General features: G+C 72.5%; 15 protein-coding genes. 13 read left to right on the top strand and 2 right to left on the bottom strand.

Annotated features, from left to right (window positions below):
* Nucleotides 1–358: 358 nt before the first annotated feature.
* From PED38_RS09000 to PED38_RS08970, 7 genes are read left to right on the top strand one after another with little or no spacing between them, the layout of a single operon-like run.
* Nucleotides 359–1,258 (top strand): diiron oxygenase, encoded by a 900-nt coding sequence (locus PED38_RS09000; RefSeq protein ID WP_270980932.1) that lies wholly within the window; start codon nucleotides 359–361, stop codon nucleotides 1,256–1,258.
* Entirely contained in the window at nucleotides 1,255–2,496 is a 1,242-nt protein-coding gene (locus tag PED38_RS08995; RefSeq protein ID WP_270980931.1) for an ATP-grasp domain-containing protein, read from the top strand. The genes PED38_RS09000 and PED38_RS08995 overlap by 4 nt, the downstream gene beginning before the upstream one ends.
* Nucleotides 2,493–3,710 carry an ATP-grasp domain-containing protein gene (locus PED38_RS08990; RefSeq protein WP_270980930.1) on the top strand — a complete coding sequence of 406 codons (1,218 nt, stop codon included), beginning with the start codon at nucleotides 2,493–2,495 and terminating at the stop codon, nucleotides 3,708–3,710. Before PED38_RS08995 ends, PED38_RS08990 begins: the two co-directional genes overlap by 4 nt.
* Nucleotides 3,707–4,897, top strand: a complete 1,191-nt coding sequence (locus PED38_RS08985; RefSeq protein WP_063070887.1) for an MFS transporter — start codon at nucleotides 3,707–3,709, stop codon at nucleotides 4,895–4,897. Before PED38_RS08990 ends, PED38_RS08985 begins: the two co-directional genes overlap by 4 nt.
* The gene (locus PED38_RS08980; RefSeq protein ID WP_270980929.1) at nucleotides 4,894–5,694 is read left to right on the top strand and encodes a methyltransferase domain-containing protein; all 801 of its coding nucleotides are present in this window, start codon (nucleotides 4,894–4,896) and stop codon (nucleotides 5,692–5,694) included. Before PED38_RS08985 ends, PED38_RS08980 begins: the two co-directional genes overlap by 4 nt.
* Nucleotides 5,694–6,653 carry an FkbM family methyltransferase gene (locus PED38_RS08975; RefSeq protein ID WP_270980928.1) on the top strand — a complete coding sequence of 320 codons (960 nt, stop codon included), beginning with the start codon at nucleotides 5,694–5,696 and terminating at the stop codon, nucleotides 6,651–6,653. Before PED38_RS08980 ends, PED38_RS08975 begins: the two co-directional genes overlap by 1 nt.
* Nucleotides 6,650–7,393 (top strand): gamma-glutamyl-gamma-aminobutyrate hydrolase family protein, encoded by a 744-nt coding sequence (locus tag PED38_RS08970; RefSeq protein WP_270980927.1) that lies wholly within the window; start codon nucleotides 6,650–6,652, stop codon nucleotides 7,391–7,393. Before PED38_RS08975 ends, PED38_RS08970 begins: the two co-directional genes overlap by 4 nt.
* On the opposite strand, the gene PED38_RS08965 is transcribed toward PED38_RS08970, so the two are convergent.
* Nucleotides 7,390–7,779, bottom strand: coding sequence for a VOC family protein (locus PED38_RS08965; RefSeq protein WP_270980926.1), 390 nt, complete (start codon nucleotides 7,777–7,779; stop codon nucleotides 7,390–7,392). The two genes, PED38_RS08970 and PED38_RS08965, sit on opposite strands and share 4 nt — an antisense overlap.
* Before the next feature lie 237 nt (nucleotides 7,780–8,016).
* Here PED38_RS08965 and PED38_RS08960 point away from each other — a divergent pair, with 237 nt between their 5' ends.
* From PED38_RS08960 to PED38_RS08935, 6 genes are all read left to right on the top strand, one after another.
* The gene (locus PED38_RS08960; RefSeq protein ID WP_270980925.1) at nucleotides 8,017–8,823 is read left to right on the top strand and encodes a sugar phosphate isomerase/epimerase family protein; all 807 of its coding nucleotides are present in this window, start codon (nucleotides 8,017–8,019) and stop codon (nucleotides 8,821–8,823) included.
* Complete coding sequence (locus PED38_RS08955; RefSeq protein WP_270980924.1) at nucleotides 8,820–9,929, top strand: Gfo/Idh/MocA family protein; 1,110 nt, start codon at nucleotides 8,820–8,822, stop codon at nucleotides 9,927–9,929. Before PED38_RS08960 ends, PED38_RS08955 begins: the two co-directional genes overlap by 4 nt.
* 932 nt (nucleotides 9,930–10,861) lie before the next feature.
* Nucleotides 10,862–11,593 (top strand): alpha/beta fold hydrolase, encoded by a 732-nt coding sequence (locus tag PED38_RS08950; RefSeq protein ID WP_270980923.1) that lies wholly within the window; start codon nucleotides 10,862–10,864, stop codon nucleotides 11,591–11,593.
* A complete protein-coding gene (locus PED38_RS08945; RefSeq protein ID WP_270980922.1) occupies nucleotides 11,590–12,309 on the top strand; it encodes a HEAT repeat domain-containing protein in 720 nt (239 codons plus the stop codon). The genes PED38_RS08950 and PED38_RS08945 overlap by 4 nt, the downstream gene beginning before the upstream one ends.
* A gap of 89 nt (nucleotides 12,310–12,398) precedes the next feature.
* Nucleotides 12,399–13,502 (top strand): helix-turn-helix domain-containing protein, encoded by a 1,104-nt coding sequence (locus tag PED38_RS08940; protein WP_270980921.1) that lies wholly within the window; start codon nucleotides 12,399–12,401, stop codon nucleotides 13,500–13,502.
* On the top strand, nucleotides 13,499–14,044 hold the full coding sequence (locus PED38_RS08935) for a nucleotide-binding protein (protein WP_270980920.1): 546 nt from the start codon (nucleotides 13,499–13,501) through the stop codon (nucleotides 14,042–14,044). The genes PED38_RS08940 and PED38_RS08935 overlap by 4 nt, the downstream gene beginning before the upstream one ends.
* 132 nt (nucleotides 14,045–14,176) lie before the next feature.
* Here the strand turns inward: PED38_RS08935 and PED38_RS08930 are convergent, their stop codons facing one another.
* On the bottom strand, nucleotides 14,177–14,866 hold the full coding sequence (locus tag PED38_RS08930) for a TetR/AcrR family transcriptional regulator (RefSeq protein WP_270980919.1): 690 nt from the start codon (nucleotides 14,864–14,866) through the stop codon (nucleotides 14,177–14,179).
* Nucleotides 14,867–14,923: the final 57 nt, after the last annotated feature.

The following is a 14,923-nucleotide window of genomic DNA, read 5'->3' as shown; positions in this document are numbered from 1 at the left end:
TGCGGTCGACGCCGCATACTCCTCGAGATCGGATGTGTCAATCGATCTCGACGCCCGCGCGAGCCGCCGATCCGGCTCGTATCGTCGCCTCCACTCGCCGGTGCCCCAGCGGTCGGAGCGAGGTCACCACGAGGGCGGGAGCGTGCGGATCATGTGCGGGATAGCGGGATTGAGCGTGGGGTGCGCCGTCGGAGCCGTGTGCCCGCGACGGGCCGTCGGCGGGGGCGGTCGGGACGGCCACGGGCAGGGTGGGGACGAGGTCGGCGAGGCCGGCGGCGGCGCATCGGCACGGCTGCTGGACGAGGGGGACGCGTTCGGCTCGGGACGGCTGTTCGATTCGTGGGATGAGCGTTCCTCCGTGCGGTCCGCCCCGCGGCGCCTGCTCGAGCTCGACGACGTGTTCCCTCCGTCGATGGTCCCGGTCCTCGCGGCGGGAGGCCCGGCCGACTCATGGTCCCCGGCGGTCCGCCGTCACATCGCGGTCCAGCATCTGTACCGGTACCTGAACTTCACGACGCACCTCGAGACCCATGTGGTCAACCCCGTGCTGCTCGGCATGTTCACGGGATCCATCGGCCTCCCCCTGACCGCTGCCGCCCGTCGCGACGCGCTGCGCATGTACACCGACGAGGGCCACCACTCGCTGGTCGCGTTCGACGTGAAGCTGCAGGTCGAGGAGCTGACGGGGCTCGAGGACCGGACGATCGGCATGCCGCGCTCGACCCTCGTCCGTGGACTGCACGCGATCCTGGACGCGTCCGAGCGTCATGACCTCGTCTCCCTCTTCCGGCTGATGTTCGTCATCGTCTCGGAGACGCTGATCTCGACGAACCTCCGCGACGTCGCCAGCACCCCCGGGTTGAACGGCGGCGTGGCTGATGCGCTCGGGGACCACGCCCGCGACGAGGGCCGCCACCACGCCTTCTTCGCCACGTACCTGAAGGAGCTGTGGGGGTGCCTCGACGCCGATCAGCGGCGGCAGGTCGGCCGACAGGTGCCCGCGATGATCGACACGTTCTTCGGACCGGAGATCGACGATGTGCGGGATGAGCTCCAGCGCCTCGGCGTGCCCGGGTCGGAGGCGGCCGAGGCGCTCGACCGGGCGTACGCGACCGACGTCGTGCACGCCGACCGCGTCGCGGCGACCAGTCTGCTCGTGCGCTACCTCGCCGACCTCGACGTGTTCGAGGACGCGGGCACCCACGACGCGTTCCTCGCGTCGGGTCTCGCCGCGCGGAGGGGGGAGGCCGCCCGATGAGCACGGTCCTGTTCGTCAACACGCGGCCGACGCGGTCGGAGGCGGAGCCGCCGTTCTGGGCCGCGCGACGGCTGGGGCTCGATGTCGTCGTCCTGGCCGACGTCACGCCGCCCGTGCCGGCCGGCCTGGTCGCCGAGCTCGTCATGGTGGACACGTTCGACCTCCCGGCCTTGCGTGCGGCGGCCCGCGGCGTCGCCGAGCGCCACGAGGTCGTCGGCGTCGTCTGCTGGGGCGACCGCGACGTCGAGGGCGTCGCCCACGTCGCCGAGGAGCTCGGCCTGCCGGGCAACGCCCCGGAGGCCGCGGCCCGCGCCCGGGACAAGCACGCGGCGCGGCAGGCGATCGCCGCGGTGGACGCGTCCCTGGTCCCGCCGTTCGCCGCCATCCGCTCGGTGGCGGACGTGGACGCCGCCGCCCGCGCGGTGCCGTTCCCCGCCGTCGTGAAGCCCGTCGGCGCCTCCGCGAGCAAGGGCATCCTCACCGTGCGCGACCGCGTCGAGCTCGACGCGGCCGTCGCGCTGCTGCTGCGCTACTCCACGCCGGAGAACGACCCGGTCTTCCGGCGGCGTGCGGGCGAGCTCGTCCTCGAGGGCTTCCTGCGGGGCACGGAGCACAGCGTCGACGGCATCGTCGTCGACGGGCGCCTGGAGCTCTGGACGGTGACCGACAAGCTCGTCGACCCCGGGTACCACCTCGAGCTGCAGCAGGTGCAGCCGTCGGCCCTCCCGCCCGAGGTGCTCGAGAGGTGCCGATCGGCCGCCCAGACCGTCGCCGACGCCCTCGGCCTGGGCACTACGGCCATCCACCTGGAGGTCATGGTCGACGGCGTCGACGTGCGCGTCATCGAGCTGAACTCGCGCACGGCCGGGGGGTACATCACCACCCACCTCATCCCCCTCAGCCGCGGATCCGACTTCGTGACGGAGGTCCTGGCCGCCGCGTGCCGGCTCCGTGCGGTGGAGCCGGCGCGGGAGGCGACGCTGCACGTCGGATCCCGACAGCACCTCACGACGCGCACCGGCCACCTGCACGGCGTGGGCGGCCTCGATGCGGTCCTCGGAGTGCCGGGCGTGGTCGGCGCGTTCATGGACGGCCCGCTCGGCCGTCCCGTCGGCCAGCCGCCGGAGGACTTCACCGGCTCCGTCATCTGCTCCGTCCTCGCCGCCGCCGGGAGCCGCGATGAGCTCGAACGGATCCTCCGGGAGGCGGACGCCCTGATCCGCGTGGACGTCCGATGAGCACCATCCTCGCCCTGGGCGCGGGCGGCGCAGGCGGGCACGTCGCCGACTGGTCGCGCCGTCTCGCGATGGAGGCCGAGGCGCGGGGGCACTGGCTGCTCGTCGTCGACCGCGCCGAGAACCTGGTGGGCGCAGAGATCGTCCGGAACCCGCGGCACGAGGTCGTCGCCGCGGACTTCGCGGACGTCTCCGCCGTGCGCACCGCGCTCGTCGGCCGTCCGACGCCGGATGCCGTCGTCGGCTTCCGCGAGCACTCGCTGATCACGACCGCGCTGCTGGCGGAGGAGGCGGGCGCGCCCTGGAACGGATCCGCCCAGGTCGCCGCCTGCCGGCAGAAGGACACGACCCGGGAGATCCTCCGCGCCGCCGGGCTGCCGCAGCCGCGGGTGGAGGCGTTCGCGTCCGTCGAGGAGGCCGTCGAGCACCTCCGGCACGCGGAGCTGCCGCGGATCGTGAAGCCGCGGGACGCCTTCGGGTCGCAGGGCGTGCGCCTCGTGCGGGCGCCGGGGGAGATCGCGGAGGCCGTCCTCGCGGCGGCGGCCTTCAGCGACCGGATCCTGGTGGAGGAGTACGTGCTCGGCCGGGAGGTCAGCGTCGAGGGCGTCATGCTCGGCGGGGAGCCGCGGATCCTCGAGGTGACGGGCAAGAGCGTGACCGCGCCGCCCGTCTTCGTCGAGCTGGGTCACCGGCAGCCGAGCGGCCTGACCGAGCAGGAGGAGGACAAGGTCCGGTCGGCGGCGGCACGAGCCGTGACCGCGGTCGGCCTCACGCACAGCCTGTTCCACGTGGAGGCGTGGGTCACCGCCGACGGCGCGGTCGTGTGCGGTGAGGTGCACGCGCGGCTCGGCGGCGACTGGATCCACGCCCTGATCGCGCACCGACGTCCCGGCATCGAGCTCTTCGGCATGGTCCTCGACGACGTCCTCGGAGGACCGTCCCCCGTCCCCGCCCCGGACCCCGGGCGCGCTGCCGCGGTCGTCGGCGTCGTGGCACCGCACGCCGGGACCGTCACGGCGATCCACCGGGGGGCGGGACTCGTCGGCGGCACGATCCTCCATGAGGACTGGGCGGTGCGGGTGGGCGATCGTGTCGCGGGTCCGCGCGACTCGTTCGGCCGGGCAGGGCTCGTCGTCGTGGGCACGGACGACCCTGAGCACCTCGATCGGCTCGTCCGGCAGGTCCGGGCGGACGTGCGGATCGAGGTGGCCGGGTGACCACCGCGACGACGCATCGACCGCCGGCACGCGAGCTCGGCCTCTACTTCGCGACCAACGTCATCACCCGCGGCGTCCTGGCGGTGCTCGGCCTCATCGCGGCGGACGGGCTGGGCCTCGGACCCACGGCGACCGCCGCGCTCGTCGGGACGGGCGTGCTCTCCATGCGCTTCGGACGCCTGTTCGTCGCGCCGCTGTCGCGATGCGGATCCCGCGCGACCGTCGTGGTCGGCCACGCGCTCAGCGGGGTCGGGCTCCTCCTCCTCGCCGCGGGTGAGCGGGTGGCGGCGTCCGCGTGGGTCGGCGTCGTCATCCTCGGCGTGGGGTACGGGGCCGTGGTCCTCGCCATCAAGGTGGACCTCGTGGGCCGGGCCGAGGGCACGGACGACCGCCTGCGCATCCTGACCTGGCTCTCGATGGCCCTCAACCTCGCCGCGGCGCTCGGGCCCTCTGCCGCCGGCCTGCTGCTCGCGGGGCCCGGGACGGGCACGGCCCTGCTCGTCGCGGCGGCCGCCGCGTTCGCGTGCGCCGCGGTCGCATGCTGGCTGCCCGTCGCCCCGATCGGCCCGACCGAGCGCTTCCGATGGTCCGCGCTGCGCCGCGCCGCCGAGCCCGACGTCGCCGTCGCCCTGGTCTCGCTGGTCGTCGCCTTCGCGATGTACGCCCAGCTCGCCAGCGTGCTCCCCCTCGTCGTCGGCTCGACGATCGGCGTGGCGTGGGTCGGCGCGGTGTTCGCGGGCAACGCCGTCATCGTCCTGGCCGCGCAGATGCCCGTCGCCCGGCTCTCCCGCCGGTTCCCGTCGCTCGCCCGCCAGTCCGGGCCGCTCGGCACGCTGCTCTTCGCCACCGGCTTCGGCGTGCTCGCGGTGTCGACGCACGTCGCGGCGATCGCCGCCTGCGTCGTCCTGGTGAGCCTGGCCGAGTGCCTCGTCCTCCCGTTCGTGGAACGCGACCTCGCGGAGCGTCTGAGCTCCACCGGCCTCGCCGCGGTCTTCACGCTCACGGCCGCCGCGATGGGCGTCGGCGAGACGGCGGGATCCGTCCTCGGCGTCCACGCCGCCCTGGGGACGGCCGGGTCGCTCCCCCGCTTCATGGCGGGGCTGGCCGTGGTGGGCGTCGTGGCCGCCCTCGTGCTCGCATCCGTCATCCGCCATCGCACCACCCCACGGGAAGGAAGCTCGTCATGATCGCATCGCACCCCGGAGAGCAGCTCTTGGACGACGGGGACGTCCCCGTCGCCGTCGCGGACGTCCCCGCCGCGCACGACGCCGCCGACATCGCCGTCGGGGACGGGATCGTCGCCACCGACACCCGATGGAGCTTCGGCGGGAAGACGCACGAGCAGTTCGACGCGCACGTCAACCGCTCGGTGCCGCTCTACGGGGAGGGGCACCTCCTCATCGACCATGCCGTCGAGTTCTTCTCGCGTCCCGGCGTCCGCATCATCGACGTGGGGTGCTCCACGGGCACGCTGCTGCACCGGCTCGCGGACAAGCCGACCAGCCGCGGCCTGCAGCTGATCGGCTACGACATCGAGGCCGACATGGTGCGCGCGGCCCGGCACCGCTGCGCGGACCTCGACAACGTGCACATCACGCAGGGCGACGCCGAGACCATCGACTACTCGGGCGCCGGCGCGGTCATCATGTACTACACGCTGCAGTTCGCCGCCCCGGGTCGGCGGCTGGCCGTGCTGCGTCGGATCCGCGAGGGGCTCGAGGCCGGCGGCGCGCTGCTGCTGTTCGAGAAGGTCCTGGCGCCCGACGCGCGGACGCAGGACATCATCGGCCAGCTGTACCAGGAGCACAAGATCCTCAACGGCTTCGACACCGACGACATCTACAACAAGGCTCGCAGCCTCCGGTCGGTCATGGCTCCGGTCCCGTCCGAGCGCAACCTGTCCGACCTGCGCGAGGCGGGCTTCAGCAGCGTCGTGACGATCCAGAAGTACCTGTGCTTCGAGGGCTACCTGGCGATCGCCTGATGACCTCCACGACACCGGGCCGCACGATCACCCACTACACCGTCCGCGGGACGACGTTCCCGTTCGAGGACCCGACCGGGAGCATCGCGCGCGATGCCATCCCGGGCCAGCCCTACGAGCCCCTGGTCGCGGCGCTGATCGACGAGGCGCTGCGGGCGGGGAGCGCGTCCTTCGCCGACGTCGGCGCCCTCTACGGCTTCTTCTCCTGCTGGGCGGCCCGGCACAGCCCCGCCACCCGGGTCGTCGCGTTCGAACCCGAGCCCGTGCACGTCGAGGTCCTGGAACGCAACCGGCGGCGGACGGGATCCTCGTTCGAGATCGCGCAGGTGGCCCTGAGCGACCGGATCGGCACGCTCGACTTCCACGGGCGCACGGTCGAGCCGGAGGACGGCTTCACGCCGTGGCGCCGCGACTACGTCGGGGCGATGCGGGGCTCGCTCGTCCGTCACGCCACCGGCCGCGCATCGGCCGAGGACCACGTCGTCCTGGTGAGCGAGGCTGACGGACCGCGTCACTCCGCTCGCGCGATCCTGGCGGAGACGCTCCGCGAGCGGCGCCGGCCTCCTGCCGACGTGGACGCCAGCCACCGGGTCCCCGCCACGACGTTCGACGCCTGGGCGGAGGAGCACGGGTTCTGGCCAGCTGTCATCAAGATGGACGTGCACGGGGGAGAGGGGCCGGCGCTGCGCGGCATGCCCGAGGTGCTGCGGAGGGCGGACCACCTGCTCCTCGAGCTGCACACGCCCGACTACCTCGTGGACTGCACGCTGGAGGAGGTCCTCGACGGCGTCGTCTCGTCGGGGATGGCGGTGTACGAGCTCCGGGGCTTCCGACGCACCCGGGGACGACTCGTCCCGCTCACGCCCGCCCGCCTCCGCGACCTCGCGGACACCGCGACGTGGAGCGCCGAGGACCTGTACGCCATGAAGTGCCTCTACGCGACGCGCACGCCCCTGTGACGTCCGGGACGGCCGGCCGCCCGCCGCTCGTGGGCGTGGTGGTCGGCCGGCAGCGGGCCGCCTTCGGAGCGTGGGACCTGGTCGCCGACGTCGCCGACGCGCGGTATGCCGACGGCGTCGCGCGGCACGGCGGCCTGCCGGTCCTGGTGCCGCTCGCGCCGGGGGAGGGATCCGCCGACGACCTCGTGCGTCGGCTCGACGGGCTCCTCCTCACGGGCGGGCCCGACATCGACCCCGCACGATACGGGGCCGCAGCGGATCCCCGGACCGGCGAGCCGGAGCGGCGACGGGACGACGCCGAGCTGCACCTCGTCGCGGCTGCCCTCCGGCGACGGCTCCCGGTCCTCGCCGTCTGCCGCGGAGCCCAGCTGCTCGCCGTCGCGGGCGGGGGCACGCTGCACCAGCACATCGAGCGGGACGCCGGGGGCGACGAGCACCTGGTGGCACCCGGCGTGCTCGGCAGCACGCGCATCTCCCTCGCACCGGGATCGCGCGTCCACGAGGCTCTCGGGGCGGAGGCGCGGGTGCGCTGCCACCACCACCAGTCGATCGCGACCACCGGCCCCGGGCTCCGGGTCACCGCGACCACGGCCGATGGCCTGGTCGAGGCCGTCGAGGGACCGCGGGAAGACGGATTCGTGGTCGGGGTGCAGTGGCATCCGGAGGCGGACGCATCGTCGTCGGGGCTCCTCGCGGCGTTCGTCGACGCTGCGCGCGGAGCCCCGCGGCGGCGGCCCTAGTCTCCGGCGTCCCCGCCCGACGCGCACAGGCAGAACGGGTGCCCGGCCGGATCCGCGTACACGTCGAAGCGGTCGGGCGCCGTCGGGTCCGCGGCCGGCTGGAGCAGCCGGCCGCCGAGGGCGAGCACGCGCTCGCGGCCCGCGTCGAGGTCGTCGACGTAGAAGTCGAGGTGGATCTGCTGCTGCTGGCGGGGACCCTCGCCCGGCCACTCGGGCGGCACGAAGTCGGGCGCGGGCTGGATCCCGATCTGCCAGCCGGCGTCGAAGCACACGTAGTGCCAGTCCCCGCCCACGTGCACCTCGCCGTCGAGGAGCCCGGCCCAGAAGGCGCTCTCCACGGCCAGGTCCGGTGCGTCGAGCACCACGATCGTCTGCCGGATCCTCATGGGCTGCTCCTTCTCTCGTCGTGGAGCGGGTGCGTCCAGCCTGGCACCGGGGCGTCACAGCGACCGGGATCCACCGCACGCCCCTCTGGGCTTCAGACCCCGACCACCGGTAGGTTTGACGACACGGCGCGTCTCCCGCGCCGGACACCCAGCGGGCATCGTGGCTCAGCCGTCCAGACGACGGCAGGAGCGTGCGAGGCCGTCGGGCCACCAGTCACCCTCCTGAAAGGAGCGACCATGTCCGCCCCCTCCGTCCAGCTCTACACGGTCCGCGACGCCGTCTCCGCCGACCTGCAGGGCGCCGTCGCCCGCGTCGCCGAGATCGGCTACACGCAGGTCGAGCCGTACGCGTTCGTCGAGCGCGCCGACGAGTTCGCGGCCGCCTTCGCCGCGTCCGGCGTCACCGCCCCCTCCGGCCACGCGCCCGTCATCGACGGCGACGACGACCAGGCCGCCCGCACCTTCGACGCCGCCGCGACCCTCGGGATCCAGACGGTCATCGACCCGTTCATCCCGAGCGAGCGCTGGCAGACCGCCGACGACGCGCACAAGATCGCCGACCGCGTCAACGAGCTGCAGGTGCAGGCCGCCGCGCGCGGCCTCGCCTTCGGGTACCACAACCACCAGTGGGAGTTCGCGAACACGGTCGACGGTCGTCCGATCTACGAGCTCTTCGTGGAGCGCCTGAACGCGGACGTCGTGCTCGAGCTCGACGCGTTCTGGTCGACCGTCGGCGGCATGGACACGCCCGCCCTGCTGAAGCAGCTCGGCGACCGCGTGCGGTTCCTGCACGTGAAGGACGGCAAGATCTCCGACGCCATCGCGAAGGTGCTGCCGAGCGCCGAGTCCGCGCTCGTCGTGCCGCCGGAGCTCGCGCAGGCCTTCAAGATGCAGGAGCCCGCCGGCCAGGGCGACGTCGACGTCGCCGCCGTGCTCGCGGCCGCCCCGCACGCGCTGCGCGTCGTCGAGTTCGACGACTACGCCGGCGACGTGTTCGACGGCATCGCGGCATCGCTCGCCTGGCTGCAGGAGAACGACAAGTGACCGGCGGCACCGGCCGCGTCGGCGTCGGCGTCATCGGCGCGGGCGTCATCTCGGGCACCTACCTGGAGAACATGACGGCGATGCCGGACCTCGAGGTCCTGTTCGTCGCCGACATCGACCTCGACCGCGCCCGTTCGCGCGCCGAGGAGCACGGCGTGCCGCACCACGGCACGGTCGAGGAGCTCCTCGCGATGGACGGGATCGAGATCGTCGTGAACCTCACGCTGCCCGCCACGCACGCCGAGGTCGGCCGGCGGATCGTCGCCGCCGGCAAGCACGTGTGGAGCGAGAAGCCGCTGGCGCTGGATCACGCATCCGGCCAGGACCTGCTGGAGGCGGCCCGCGCGGCCGGCGTGCAGGTCGCGTGCGCGCCCGACACCGTGCTCGGCGCGGGGATCCAGTCGGCCATGCGCGCCATCGCCCGCGGCGACATCGGCGAGCCGCTCACCGCGACGACGCTGTTCCACGTGCCCGGCCCGGACGCCTGGCACCCGAACCCCGAGTTCCTGTTCGCGCACGGCGCCGGGCCCCTGTTCGACATGGGCCCGTACTACGTCACCACGCTCGTGCACGCGTTCGGCGCGGCCGAGACGGTGAGCGCGGTCTCCTCGACCTCGCGCACCACGCGCACCATCGGCAGCGGACCCCGCGCGGGCACCGACTTCCCGGTCGAGGTGCCCACGCACCACGCGGCGCTCATCTCGTTCGCGGGCGGGCAGTCGGCGCAGTCCACGTTCAGCTTCCAGAACGCGCTGCCGCGCATGGGCTTCGTCGAGATCTCCGGCAGCGAGGGCACCATCGTGCTCCCGGACCCGAACACGTTCGAGGGCGACAGCCAGCTGTGGCGCTTCGGGCAGGAGGAGCCGGAGACGCTGACGGCTTCCGGATCCACGTACGGCCGGGGCTCCGGCGTGCTCGACCTCGCGCGCAGCATCCGCGGCGGCGACCCGGTGCGCGCATCCGGCGAGGTCGCGGCCCACGTGCTCGACGTGCTGCTCGCGATCCGCGACGCCGCCGAGAGCCGCGAGGTCGTGCAGGTCGCGTCGAGCGTCACGAAGCCGACGCCGCTCGCCGAGGACTGGGACCCGGCGGCGGCGACGCTGTAGCGCCGCGTCCGCTCGCGACGGCCCCGCATCCGGATTCGGACGCGGGGCCGTCCCGCATAGCGTGCTCGAGTCCCCGAGTGACAGAAGTCAGCCAGGATCTCGCTCCACCGGAGGTTCGTCAGAGTTACGTCGCATCGTTCTGGTGAGTACCTTGAGTACTTTCATGGCGTTCTCGTGCCGTTCGCCGCGGGCAAAAGTCGCCACGAAAACGGGAACAGCGAGAATTACCACGAGGACCGTGAGAGCGATCGATCCAGACGAAATCGACGCAGAGAGAAGAGCGAAGCCGAACACCATGTCTCCAACAACTGGCGAGGACTCCCTACTGACCTTCGCCGGTTCTGATGACTGGTCTGGCGACGTAGTCGGCTGCGGATCCGCGAGTCCTGAGGGCAACCACGAACGTTGCTCTCAAGTCGTAGGGGACTCGAGTGTTCGCAGCTGTGTCTCACGACGCCGAAGTGTGAACCCGCGGTCTTTCCGCGAGCTGCCTGGTGACGGAATCCGTACCTGGGCACTAATACGCACTTCACAGCAAAGCTGGTCCTGGGGTTATCTGACCTCTATGGCCTATTTACCGGACTCCCGCTTACTTCGAGAGGTGTTGGCAAAAGCATACACGACGATGCGAGTACATGTAGGAGTCGCAGTCTGAAAGGTCGGATCCGCCAGAGCTAGGGGCGCGATCCGCTGCGTGAGCGACAACCACTCCTTGTCGTAGCTCTTCACGCTCCTCCGACGCGCAAAAGAAAATCAGCCCGAGCCGTGAGGCGAGCGGGCTGATCGTGATGACCCGACGGTATCCAACAACAGCACCGTGTGGGAAGCCACTCCAGAGGCAAGGGTCGCTTCCGACGACCGCAGACCGTGTCGGCGGGACCACACTTCCGGGTCGCCCGCCGCCCCACGCCCACCGGGAGGAGACTGGACCCATGCAGCTGCACCGCGTCACCACCGGCGCCGGCGCGCGCCACGTCGGGCTGGTGCACGGGCTCGGCGCGGACGGCGCGACCTGGGCGCCCGTCGTCGAGCGGCTCGTCGCCTCCGGCCGCTACACCGTCACGACCGTCGACCTCCGCGGGCACGGGGAGAGCGACCGGGCCGGCTCGTACGGCATCGAGGAGATGGCCGACGACGTCGCGGAGGCGCTGCCGCGCGGCCTCGATGCGGTCGTCGGGCACTTGCTCGGCGGATCCGTGCTGGTGCGCGCCGTCGCCCGCCTCGAGCCCGCGCGCGCCGTGTACCTCGACCCCGGGTTCCGGCTCGCGCTGCCGACCGCGGGGATCCGCGGCCGCCTGTTCTGGGCCGCCCCGCTCGTGGGCCTCGCCGTCGCGCAGCTGCCGCGCGCCCGGGCCGCCGCCCGGATCCGCGCCGCCTACGCCCCCGCCGTGCGGGCGTCGCTCGACGCCGCCCAGGCGCGCTTCGACCGCGGCATGGCGATCGGCGTCTTCCGCGACGTGGCCTTCCATCCGCTCGCGGTGAGCGCGCCGGCCGTGCCGTCCACCGTGGTGCTCTCCGACGACGCGCCCTCGGTGCTGCCCGACGCGTACGCGGCCGAGCTCGAGGGCGCCGGCTGGGATGTGCGGCGGCTGCCGGGGATCCACCACGACATGCAGCTCGAGGACCCGGTTCGCGTGCTCGCGGCGATCGGGGACGTGCTGTGAGCGATGCCGCGTGGGATGAGCCCGGACCCTCCGACCGCCTCGACGACGACGCCATCGCCGCCCGCCTCGCCGCCGCCCTCCGCGCGCCCGACGCCTCCGCCCGGCTCCAGGCCGCGCTCACCGCGGGCACCCGGCCGCATCCGGCGCTCGTCGAGGGGCTGATCCACCGCTGCCGCGTCGAGCCCGACCTCAACGTGCGCGAGATGCTCACGTGGGCGCTCATCCGGCACGACCGCGAGCTCACGATCCCGCCGCTGGTCGCCGAGCTCGCGTCGCCCGTGCCGCAGGCGCGCAGCCAGGCGCTGCACACGCTCTCCAAGATCGGCGACCGGCGCGCACTGCCGGCGATCGGGCGGGAGCTGCTGCGGGACCCGGACGAGCACGTCGCCCGCACCGCGTGGCGCACGGCGTCCGGCCTGATCGACGCCGACCGCGACCCCACCGGCGCCGGGCTCCTCCTCCGCGAGCTGGCGTCGCAGCTGGGCCGCGGATCCGCGGAGATGCAGCACAGCCTCACGCGCGCGTTCGTCGCGGTCGGCCGTCTGGCGCTCCCGGTGGTCGAGCGGTCGCGGAAGGCGGCGGACGCCCGGGTGCGGATCCACGCGCTCGCCACCCTCGCGATGCTCCGCGACCCGTCCCTCCGCTTCGAGGACGCGGTGGACGACGCGCGCCGCCGGTCGTTCGGCGGGCACCTCGGAGGATCCGCGCGCCCGTAGCCTCCGCGCATCGCGACGCTTCGGTTGCGACTGGATGCGATCTGGAATGAGAAGCGCGGTGAGATCTGAGGTGTGCGAAAGTGGCACACATGGATGCAGTGGGGTTGGGACGACGAATCCACGACGAGCGGGAACGCGCCGGGCTAAGCCAGGGGCAGGTCGCGAGTGCCATCGGTCTCGACAGGACAGCCGTCAACAAGATCGAGGCGGGGATCCGCAAGGTCACTGCGCTCGAGTTGGCCGCGGTGGCCGACGTCCTGGGCATGAGGATGGCTCGTCTGCTGGAGGAGCCGCTGCCCGCGATCGTGTCCCACCGTTCCCACCAGGGACTTGAGGTAGTCGATTCCCGGATTGACAGGGCCCTGGCGGACATCGCCGACGAAGTGGACTTCATCCGGACACTGGGCCCGTCTGACTCGACAGAGCGCGACCCGAGGGAACGTGTGTGGCCGCTCCCACAGTCGGACCACGAGGCCGAGGCCTTGGCGGGAAAGGCTCGGGAGCTGATCGGATATGCGCCGGATGATCCGGCGACACGGCTCGTCGAGAGGGTCAGCGGCATCGGATTGTGGGCCTTCTCTCGCGAACTCGGCGTGGATACCGCGGACGCCGGGATGATCCGGCTCTCGAGCGGAGGCGTGTGTCTGGTGAACAGCAGCAACAAGGTCGGTCGACGGCGGCTGGCCCTTGCGCACGAGCTCGGCCACTACCTCGTGCAGGACGACTACACGGTGGATTGGCGCGTGAGCGACGGCGGCGGCACGGAGGCGCGGCTGGACCGTTTTGCGCGAGCGATGCTCCTGCCGAATTCAACCTTTCCGGAGTTCTGGCGGGGCCAGCTGGAACTCCGTTCGCTCCGCGAGGCGTCGGTCATCACGGCGTCCACCTTCTACGTCGACATGGCGACGCTCGCCCGGCGAGTCAGCGAATTGAGCCTTCCCGGAGAGGTCGATGAGATCTGGCGGGTGCGGACGACCAAGTCGGACATCGTGGAGTGGGGTTTGAACGACACCTCGGAGATGGAGGGGACGAGTTTCCCCACGGCCTACGAGAAGGGTGTGTTGCGGCTGTACCGGGATGAGCAGATCAGTCTCGACCGTGCCCTCGAGCTCCTTCAGGGCACCTACGTCGAATCGGACCTCCCTGAGAGGAGGGTCCGGAGCGAGGGCGAGCTCTGGAAGTTCGTCTCGTGAGCGCGGTGAGCGATCCTCTGGTCTTCGACACCGGACCGCTGAGGCACTTCGCGATGCAGGGCTGGCTCGGGCCGCTGCGATTTCTCACCAGCGAGAGAGGCGTCGTAATTCCGGAATCCGTCGACAGGGAGTTGCGTGCCCAGGCTGATGATCATCACGAACTGCGCATGGTGATCGACGTGGACTGGATCGATGTCCATCGTGCCGATGACATGGAACATCTGGCCGCCTTCGCTCGCTACGAGCGACGACTCGTAGTCGACGGGAGGAACCGCGGTGAGTGCGGAGTCCTCGCCTTAGGTGCCACGAAGGGCTGGGAGATGGTGCTCGACGACGCCGCTCCTCGCGCAATCGCCGAGTCGGAACGGCGTCGCGTGACCGCGACCGTCCCTCTGCTCTGCCAGGCGATCCGGGCCGGCCAGCTCACGGTCTCGATGACGGAGCAGCTGGCAGATGAGCTCATCATGGGCAAGTACTTCCTGCCCTTCCCGATCGGCGGCTTCCGGGCGTACGCGCTGGAGCAGGGCCTCATCGACTACTGATCCGCGCCCGGCGCCGACGACGAGAGGCGCGCCATGGCCGAGATCACGCAGACCCGCCCGGGTGCCCGCGGCGCGCTCTTCTACGAGTCGTTCGTGTCGCTCTCCGCCGCGCGACCGGGCCGCGCCGACGCCTCAGGCCGTGACGGCCAGCAGCCGCTCGGCCTCGCGCCGCGCCTCCGCGATCTCCGACGTCCCCAAACCGCACGCGCGCAGGCACGTAGCGGCGATGGCGTCGCGGTCGGCGTCTCCGGGCTCGCCGCGGCGGCGGAGCTGGATCACGAGCTCGGCCAGCTGGATCAGCACGGCCCCCAGCGCCTCCGGCCCGATGGTGCGGCGCACGTCGGCGCTCGCCGCGGCCGTGCCGATCCGCCCGTACGCGTCCTGCAGCTCGCGCCGCTGCGTACGGAAGCCGTCGTACCGCTCGCCCTGCACCTCGGGCAGCAGGTAGAGCGTGCCGATGTTGTGCGGGGTGTCGGCGAGCGTGCGGAAGTCCGCCATCACGAGCGCGTGCAGGGCGCCGGCCGCCGACGCGCGGTCGGGGACGGCCTCCTCGATGCCGCGGACGACGTCGAGGCTGGGGCGCACGGAGCGCGTGAGCAGCTCGACGAGCAGGTCGTCCTTGCCGGCGAAGTGGTAGTAGAGGGAGGCCTGGCGGATGCCCACCCGCTCGGCGATGAGGCGCGTGGACGTGCCGCTCAGCCCGTACTCCGCGAAGAGCGCCGCCGCCGCGTCGAGGATCTGCTCGCGCGGGCTCAGCGTCGAGCCGGCGTCGGGCATCGCGCGGGGGCGGCCGACGCGGGCCGGCTTGTCGTCCTTGGCCATCCCGCCATCCTCGCAGGTGGGGATCACGCGGCGGCCGGGGTCACGCGCGGCGCGCAC

The sequence above is a fragment of the Clavibacter sp. CT19 genome (assembly GCF_027858075.1).
Taxonomy (GTDB): domain Bacteria; phylum Actinomycetota; class Actinomycetes; order Actinomycetales; family Microbacteriaceae; genus Clavibacter; species Clavibacter tessellarius_A.
This window is presented reverse-complemented; position numbering and strand designations above follow the sequence as displayed.

What these genes read in the sequence shown, in the direction of transcription:
- PED38_RS08980 (WP_270980929.1), top strand. Translation starts at nt 4,894, where the DNA reads ATGATCGCATCGCACCCCGGAGAGCAGCTCTTGGACGACGGGGACGTC.
- PED38_RS08930 (WP_270980919.1), bottom strand. Translation starts at nt 14,866, where the DNA reads ATGGCCAAGGACGACAAGCCGGCCCGCGTCGGCCGCCCCCGCGCGATG.
- PED38_RS08965 (WP_270980926.1), bottom strand. Translation starts at nt 7,779, where the DNA reads ATGAGGATCCGGCAGACGATCGTGGTGCTCGACGCACCGGACCTGGCC.
- PED38_RS08975 (WP_270980928.1), top strand. Translation starts at nt 5,694, where the DNA reads ATGACCTCCACGACACCGGGCCGCACGATCACCCACTACACCGTCCGC.
- PED38_RS08995 (WP_270980931.1), top strand. Translation starts at nt 1,255, where the DNA reads ATGAGCACGGTCCTGTTCGTCAACACGCGGCCGACGCGGTCGGAGGCG.
- PED38_RS08960 (WP_270980925.1), top strand. Translation starts at nt 8,017, where the DNA reads ATGTCCGCCCCCTCCGTCCAGCTCTACACGGTCCGCGACGCCGTCTCC.
- PED38_RS08940 (WP_270980921.1), top strand. Translation starts at nt 12,399, where the DNA reads ATGGATGCAGTGGGGTTGGGACGACGAATCCACGACGAGCGGGAACGC.
- PED38_RS08990 (WP_270980930.1), top strand. Translation starts at nt 2,493, where the DNA reads ATGAGCACCATCCTCGCCCTGGGCGCGGGCGGCGCAGGCGGGCACGTC.
- PED38_RS08950 (WP_270980923.1), top strand. Translation starts at nt 10,862, where the DNA reads ATGCAGCTGCACCGCGTCACCACCGGCGCCGGCGCGCGCCACGTCGGG.